General features: G+C 27.8%; 6 protein-coding genes. All 6 read left to right on the top strand.

Annotated features, from left to right (window positions below):
- Positions 1-738 (top strand): uracil-xanthine permease family protein (locus tag ACI3VO_RS00680; RefSeq protein ID WP_439756061.1); only part of this gene is annotated, 738 nt, incomplete at its 5' end.
- A 124-nt stretch (positions 739-862) separates the two neighbouring features.
- Positions 863-2722, top strand: a complete 1860-nt coding sequence (locus tag ACI3VO_RS00675; RefSeq protein ID WP_439756060.1) for an ATP-dependent nuclease — start codon at positions 863-865, stop codon at positions 2720-2722.
- Between the two features lie 322 nt (positions 2723-3044).
- Positions 3045-4142, top strand: coding sequence for a lysylphosphatidylglycerol synthase transmembrane domain-containing protein (locus ACI3VO_RS00670; protein ID WP_439756059.1), 1098 nt, complete (start codon positions 3045-3047; stop codon positions 4140-4142).
- Between the two features lie 93 nt (positions 4143-4235).
- Positions 4236-5051, top strand: coding sequence for an AIM24 family protein (locus ACI3VO_RS00665; protein ID WP_439756058.1), 816 nt, complete (start codon positions 4236-4238; stop codon positions 5049-5051).
- Positions 5052-5218: 167 nt separating this feature from the next.
- Positions 5219-6031: a DUF5724 domain-containing protein gene (locus ACI3VO_RS00660; RefSeq protein WP_439756057.1), complete on the top strand. Its 813-nt coding sequence runs from the start codon at positions 5219-5221 to the stop codon at positions 6029-6031.
- A gap of 16 nt (positions 6032-6047) precedes the next feature.
- Positions 6048-8220, top strand: a 2173-nt coding sequence (locus tag ACI3VO_RS00655; protein ID WP_439756056.1) for a DUF5724 domain-containing protein, incomplete at its 3' end; no start/stop codon positions are given.

Below are 8220 nucleotides of genomic sequence, written 5' to 3'. Positions count from 1 at the left end.
ATAGGGCTAGTAGTGAGCTTTACGCTTAATCTAGTGGATACAACAGCAGCTAGCGGGGCTAGTTGGTTTGCAATTCCTAGTTTTAGATTGCCTAAATTTAGCATGGATGCAATATTTATAATAGCTCCAGTAGTTCTTGCAACATTTATGGAACATATAGGTGATATAACTACTAATGGAACTGTTGTAGGAAAGAATTTTATAGAGGATCCGGGTCTTAATAGAACTCTACTAGGGGACGGTCTTGCAACAATATTTGCAGGATTTGTAGGAGGTCCAGCTAATACTACTTACGGTGAAAATACAGCTCTTTTGGCTATAACTAAAAACTACGATCCGAGAGTGTTGGAATTGACAGCAGTATTTGCAATAATTTTATCTTGTATAGGTAAATTTGGAGGATTTTTACAAAGTATACCACAGGCTGTTATGGGAGGTATAAGCATATATTTATTCTCAATGATAACATATGTAGGTATTAAAAGTATAAGAGACAGCGAATGCTATAAGGATAATACAAAAAACGTAGTTATAATAGCGACTGTACTGATAATAGGTCTTGGAACTTCTTATCTAAGCACTTATGCTGGAATCAATATAGGTATACCAATATCTAAAACTTCTAGCTTAACAGGACTTAGCTTAGCAGCGATAGTGGGTGTTATATTAAATAGAGTTTTAAATAAAGATGAATTCAAAAATGAAGAGGATTTTAATCTAGAAACTATAAATAATTAAACATAATAAAAAGTAAAATCACAAATTATAAAAAATTATATAATTTGTGATTTTTTTTCGTATTTTTAATAATATAGATATTATAATTTAATTAAGGAGAAAAAATTTGTTGGGAGAGATTTAAATGAAGATTAAAAGTGTAGTAATCAACAACTATAAATCTTTAGGAGAAGAAAGAAATATTTTATTTCTAGAAGATAATATAACTGCTTTGATAGGAAAAAATGATTCAGGTAAAAGTAATATTTTAGAAGCCTTAGGCAGTATTTCTTTTACTCACTATATCAATGAAGAATTTTTTAGCAAGAAAAATAGATATACCAATAAAAATATAGTTATAACTGTAGATCTTAAATTTACAGAAGAAGAATGTAGAAAACTTTCTATAGATCAGTACGATTCAAAGACTCAATTTAATTTTTATTCAAGTGATGATATTGAGTTTAAAGGTGGATTTTCTATATTATTCAATATGGATAAGGAATTAAGCGATGCAATTCATTATTTAAATGAGAATTTGATAGACTATTTTAATATCCATAAAGAAGGTACCACAAGAGAATTTATAGATAGTTTAGACTATAAATTAAGCAGACTTGGGCAAATTAATAGCAAGATTTGGATAAAATACAAGAAGAATTTAAATGAAATACTAGATGTTTTGATTTCACAACAAAAGGATATAGTGGATGGACAATACAATGAAGAGTGCTACACCTTGATAAGACATATAGAGACTATAAAGAGTAAAATTAAGAAAAAATATAAGCTGCTACCAGTATTTTATTATAGAAAGCAGGAAGAAGAGCTCCAAAGTATTTACAATCTAGAGGAAATCAAAGAGGCTATAAAAACTAGAAAAGGTCTTTTATACAAATTTATGCTAGTTACAAAGGCTCCTCTAGAGGAATTTGTAAATGCTATAGAATCTACTGATGAAAATGAAAAGACAAAATGCAGAAATAGCATCAAGGAAAAGGTAAAGTACAACATTCAAAAGAAGTTTAATTATTTTTACGAGGAAGATAAAAACGTAAAAATAAAAGTAAATTTCAACGATGAATATTTAAAAATACTTGTAAAGACTAACGAGCATACAACTTATATAACTGAGAGAAGTAATGGATTAAAATGGTTTTTTAATATATTTATAGACCTTCTTTCTAAAAATCTAGGTGACGAGAATATAGTCTACTTATTAGATGAGCCAGGGATATATCTACATGTAAATGCGCAAAGAGAGCTACTTATGCTACTTAAAAATTTATGCAATAATGGCAGTCAGGTGCTTTATACGACACATTCGCCTTTCATGATAGACACAGAAAATATAATTAATGTAAGGGCTGTAGAAAAGGACGAAAACGGAGTGACTCATATATTTAACAACGCATATGACAATAAGTTTAATTCAGCATCAAAGAGAGAAACTTTAACACCTCTTCTAAAGGCGATTGGAGCAGATATAAAATACAATTTAGGACCTCGACTTGACAAGTTAAACATAGTCACAGAGGGAATTACAGACTACATGTATTTGACAGCTATGCTTGAATATTTAAATGTAGATGAGGAAAAGAGACCTTATATAATTCCATCAGTAGGAGCTGGAAATGTAAACGCACTTGTATCTATATTGATTGGATGGGGATGCAACTACAAAGTAATACTTGATTACGATAAGGCAGGTTTTATTGAATGTAATAAATTGATTGAGAGTCTAAACTTAAGACTTAATGAAGAGGTATTTTTCGTAAATTGTAAGAAAAAGCCTGATGAAAAAGAGCTAATTAGATATCCTGAATTTGTAGAATCTCTTGTAAGCGAGGAGGATAAAAATAAATTTTCTATAAGATACGAGGCAAATAAAACTATGGCAGCAAAGGAATTTCACGATAAGGTTATTGCGGAGGAAGTCGCTTTAAGTAAAAAAACAGTAGATAATTTTAAAAGATTGTTTGTAAACTTAGGTGTAATAGAATAAATTGATAAAAATAGCTATTTTGAAATTTTCGAGATAGCTATTTTTTGTTGACAAGATCTTTGTACTATTGTATTATAGTATTAATACAATAGTAATTAATAAAAAATTCATTTTAGAAGCTTAATATTAATTTTATGTAAATCGCGTGACAAAATTGTAAGCTAACTGTAAGATTATATAGTGTGTATAAGTGATATATTATATATAGAACAATATTAGAAATCTTCATAAAATCTTAAACTTTTTAGTAAGAAAAATTTATGATTTTATATATATAATCGTGAATAGAAAGAAACAAATGAATTGATGGGGGTGGATAGCTATGAAGGATTACAAAAATTTATTTTTAAAGATATTAAAAAATGGCGGGTTATTTTTTATATTAATAGTATTTACATTTTATTTCGTATTTAAAGATATGGATTTAAGAACAGTAATAAGTACTATTTCAGAGGTAAATATATTTTATCTACTTATTGCAGCTGTGAGCATGTGTATTTTCTTATTGTGTGAGGCGATAAATTTTAGAAGAAATCTATCTGTATTTGGATATAAAACTAATTTATTAAAATGCGTAAATTATTCAATAAATGGATTTTTCTTTAGTTCAATTACACCATCTGCATCTGGCGGGCAACCTATGCAAATTTATCAAATGTACAAGGACGACGTTAAAATCTCACATTCTACATTAGTCTTATTTGTTGAATTTATATTCTTCCAAACAGTTACAATTATGTATGCATTAATTGGATTTATAAGTCAACGTTCGCTTTTATTGGGAAATATCAATTCTCTTATGATATTATTTGTAGTTGGAGTTGGATGTAATTTATTTATGCTAATGCTTATAGTATCAGTTTTATTTTACAGTGAGGGAGTTAGAAATATACTAAATGTATTAGTAAGATTTTTACATTTCTGCAAGTTTAAAAAGGCCGATATGATAAAGGAAAAAGTAGAATCTGTAATAGATGAATACAAGGATTGCTCTATGTATATCGTGAAAAATAAAGGCATAATTTTTAAAACATTTATAACAAAGTGTGTACAAATATTTGCACTTCACAGTATACCTTATTGGATATATTGTTCATTTGGATTTAGTGAGTACTCAATATTTACATTTGTAGGAGCACAGGCTGTTTTATTCATATCAGTTTCAGCATTGCCACTTCCAGGATCTGTGGGAGCTAGTGAAAGCGGATTTTTAATGTTATATAAGCTTTTATTCCCTGTGACAGTATTAAATGAAGCTATGCTACTTAGCAGAGGTATAAGCTTCTACCTATTTGTATTCTTGTGCGGATTATTCTTATTAGTTAAATGGGTTGGAGATTCTAAGGTGAAAAGAGCAGAGCGAATTAAGGCAGCAAAGGAAAGCAAGGTTTATAAACAAAGAGCTGTTCAACAAATTTAATTGAGTTGAATCTGATAAGAGCGGAGAAAATTTATAAATCAAAATTGTAAATCCTGTGTTATCATAAAGATGTAAACTAAGGAGGATAAACTTATGGATTTAGAGAAAAAAACGAGTGTATTGGGGAAATATAGCCATAATAATGCTGAATTTGAAATACTTTCTTATGATAAATTAGAAGGTGCGCAAAGTGTAAATATGGCACAAAGTATATTTTTTGCTAAAGAAACAGGATTAAAGGTAAAACAAGTAAAAATAACTTTGAATAATAGCTCTATAAAAACAGAAGCTGGAGCATTATATTATTATAAAGGAAATATAGAATCTAAAACTAACATTGGTGGTGCGACTGGATTATTCAAAAAGGCAGTATCGGGAGCTCTTACAAATGAAAGTGCGATAAAACCCGTTTACACAGGAACTGGAGAAATATACTTAGAACCATCATTTAAACATTATATAGTGATGGAATTAGATAACGATTCAATTATAGTCGACAAAGGATTATTTTTCTGTTGCTCAGCAGAGATAAATATAAAACCTGTATCACAAAAAAATATTTCTTCAGCATTATTAGGTGGAGAGGGAATATTCCAAATGGAATTAAGCGGAACTGGAATCGTAGTATTAGAATCAAATGTTCCAGAAAGTGAAATAGTTGAATATGATTTAACAAATGGTGAAGTGCTTAAAGTAGATGGAAACTTTGCAATAGCTAGAACTAGTGGGGTTTCATTTAGTGTAACAAAATCAGATAAAAGTTTATTTGGTTCTGCAATTAATGGAGAAGGGCTATTAAATTCATTTTCAGGAACTGGTAAAGTTTGGTTAGCGCCTACTGCGCCTATGTATAATAGATTGTATTCAGGAATTTATTTCCAAAACACATCTATGAATAACGAAGAATAAATTTAAAAAATCGAATATTATAATAAAAGCATCTAAGTTTGATAAAAGTTCGAACTATAGATGCTTTTATTTATATAAAAATCGAACATATATTCGATTTAAATATTGAAAATATCGAACATATGTACTATAATTAGATTATAAAATATTAGAAAGGGGTTGGGGAAATGCTATTTTCAGTAAATTTTGAAAAGATTAGAACATTAGACAAAAATGAAATTAGAAAAAAGATAAGCGAAAGAAGAAATAAAGATCTTTTGATTTTATATGCATTGATTCCATTAAAGGATGATAAGGATTTACTTCAAAGATACGAGTTTATACAAAAATTTTTGAAAGAAAGCAAACAATTTAAAGTTAAAAGAAAAGTCAGTGAAGAATTTGCTTGTGATATAGCTCTTAGAAGTCTAGCCATTAATAGTAGATATAAAGATCCTATAAGACTTGCTTTGAATATGGAAAATAAATTAATTGAAAATATAAAAATATATTTAGAAGAATACACTATAGATGAAATAAAGGTTAAAATTGTTATAGATGAATGCGGAAAAGCCTTTATAGCATGTAGTAAAGATGGTAAGGAACTAAACTCAGTTCCAGGCAAATATAAAAAAGAAGACTATATAATTGAACTAATAAGGATAGTAAAAAAATTAAAGGATCAATATAATAGAATAAAAAAAATAATGGAAAAAGCTATAGAAGAAAAGGAGGAATTCTATTTTAAGGAAATAAAGGATTTGATTAATAATCCTGTTGCAGGTCCTATTTTAAAAAATTTAGTTTTTATCAAAATTAAAAATACAAATACAAAGGAAAAAAGTCACGATGTTTTAGGATTTTTTATAGATAATGGTATTGTAGATTTTAAAGGAAGAATATATACTTTATGTAATGAAGATAAGATAAGGGTTGCGAATATATTTGATTTATGTAAAAATGAAGTTTTATGTAGAGAATCGAAAGTTTTATCGCTGTAAATTTAGGAGGTATAAAATGGGGGAGTTATTAAATGATAGAACAACACCCAATGAATTTAAAAAAAGTATAATAGATAAAATTTTAAAAATCCCAGAGGATATGGCAAAAATATGTGAGGATATATATTTAAAATACTCTAGGTATTCGTATACAGGAGAGACAACTCTTGAGATAGAGCACAAAATAAGTACTAATTTTAAAAATGGGACATATAAAAAGTCAAGTGATGTATTTAAAGGTGAGTATAAAATAATATTAGATGTGTTTATAGAACCAGATTTGCAGGGTGATTATTTACATTTAATTGATAAATTGAATAGATTTCAGTTGGGAAAAGGAAAATATAATATAAAGAGTATTAGACGTGATGATTACACATTTAAAATTTGCGATATTTTTGGCGTTATGTATAACGTTTCTAAATTTTCTTTTTTAAAATCTTCTCTTGTAGATATACTCAAATTAAATATAAGCGATTATATGTATGAATATGTAAAAAGAAATGTAGCTTTAGAAGATGTAATAGAGGCTAGGTTGGATTTTGGAGATACAGAGGTAGAAAATGTTATATCCGAGATTATTTCTGGAAAAGAAAATGTATATCCTATGAACGAAGATATAATTAAAGGAATTATAAAAAGCGACAATCAGAAAATGCATAAACTTCTTGGAGATTTACTCGAAGCTGAAAAAATCAAAGAGGATACACTTAGCTCGATATGTCAAAATATGAATTGTGGTGTGGATAAAGCTTTTGTATATTTTTTAGACATAATAGATAAAAATAATTTGATTAGATTTTCTTCAGTCAGAAGCTCTTTTCTTCAGTGGATAGATATGTATAACATCGATGGCTTGTATAAGGTTGCACATAGAATGATAAATAAAATGTCAAAATCGTTGCAGGATAAAAATTATAAAATGAATCTTTTAAATAGTCGAGATAAGGAAGAGTTTTTTATAGGACTTTGGAGTACTGGATTTTATAATATACAAGATGTGTATTCGCAAATTGATGGTTTTATAGAAGAAGGAAATCAGGATAAGCTATTAGCTTTGTATTATTACTTAAATTCAGTTGCTAGGAACTCTGAAGATAATCGTTCTTTTGATGCTGCTAAAAAAGTATTAAAAAAATACAATCGAGATTTAAAATTAGTTGCCTGTTATAAAGATTTTTTTGAACAAAATTTCTCTAAATTTAATTATGAGCATTATAAATTTTATTGTGACAATAAAGACATAAATCAAGATATTATATCAGATAAGAGAAAGAGCTTTTTAAATCAATTTTTTAAAGATAAACAAGCTGCTATAAAATACTACGAAATTTTTATAAAAATATACGAGTGCATTGATAAAAAAGAAATTGTTTATTCTACAGATGAATTTCCATATGAAAAAATACGTTTGGAAAAATCAAAGGTAGCGTATATAATATGCAATTTAATTTATATGATAGATGATGAAAAATTAATAGATCAAAGCTCTGAATTTATAAAAAACACAGATACCTGCAGTAGATACAGAGTACTTAAGCCGTTACTAGGATATCCAGTTAATAGCTGTCAGAGAAATGCAGTGATATCGTTTATGGGTGATAGAGATGATAGTGCTTATACAGAAGCATTTGATATTTTAGATAGATTAGATTTAACTGAGGGCGAATATAAAAAAATAGAAAAATTATACACTAGAAAAACAAGTAAAATAAGAGCAAATGCGACTTCACTTATTTTAAAATCGAGTGATGAATATCTAAAAGCTTGTATAGATAGGCTGCTTAAATCGTCTAATCAAAATGTTAGAATGGGTGGACTCGATATTTTACTTGAATTATCTAAAAATCAGAATAGACAGGAGTTATATGAAAATCTTAGAAGTAAAGTTTTGAAAATAAAAGATCCAACTGATAGAGAAAAATCTATCGTAGATTTAATATACAAATCAGAGGATATAGAAGATAAAAAATATAATTTATACGATTCTAGTGTGTCGTTTGAAATTAAAGATAGAAGCTATATAAATTTACAAATGAAATACGGATCTAATAAATCTAGGGAAATATTCAGATTGAGTAATTTTGATGTTATGAAAATAATGGAGGAGTTATCTGAACTAATAGAGCAAAACAAAGACAAAAGCTTTGTAGATAGGTTTGGGGCTGAGTATAAATTAAGAGATAAAA

This window comes from Intestinibacter sp. (assembly GCF_051866655.1).
Taxonomy (GTDB): Bacteria; Bacillota; Clostridia; order Peptostreptococcales; family Peptostreptococcaceae; genus Intestinibacter.
This window is presented reverse-complemented; position numbering and strand designations above follow the sequence as displayed.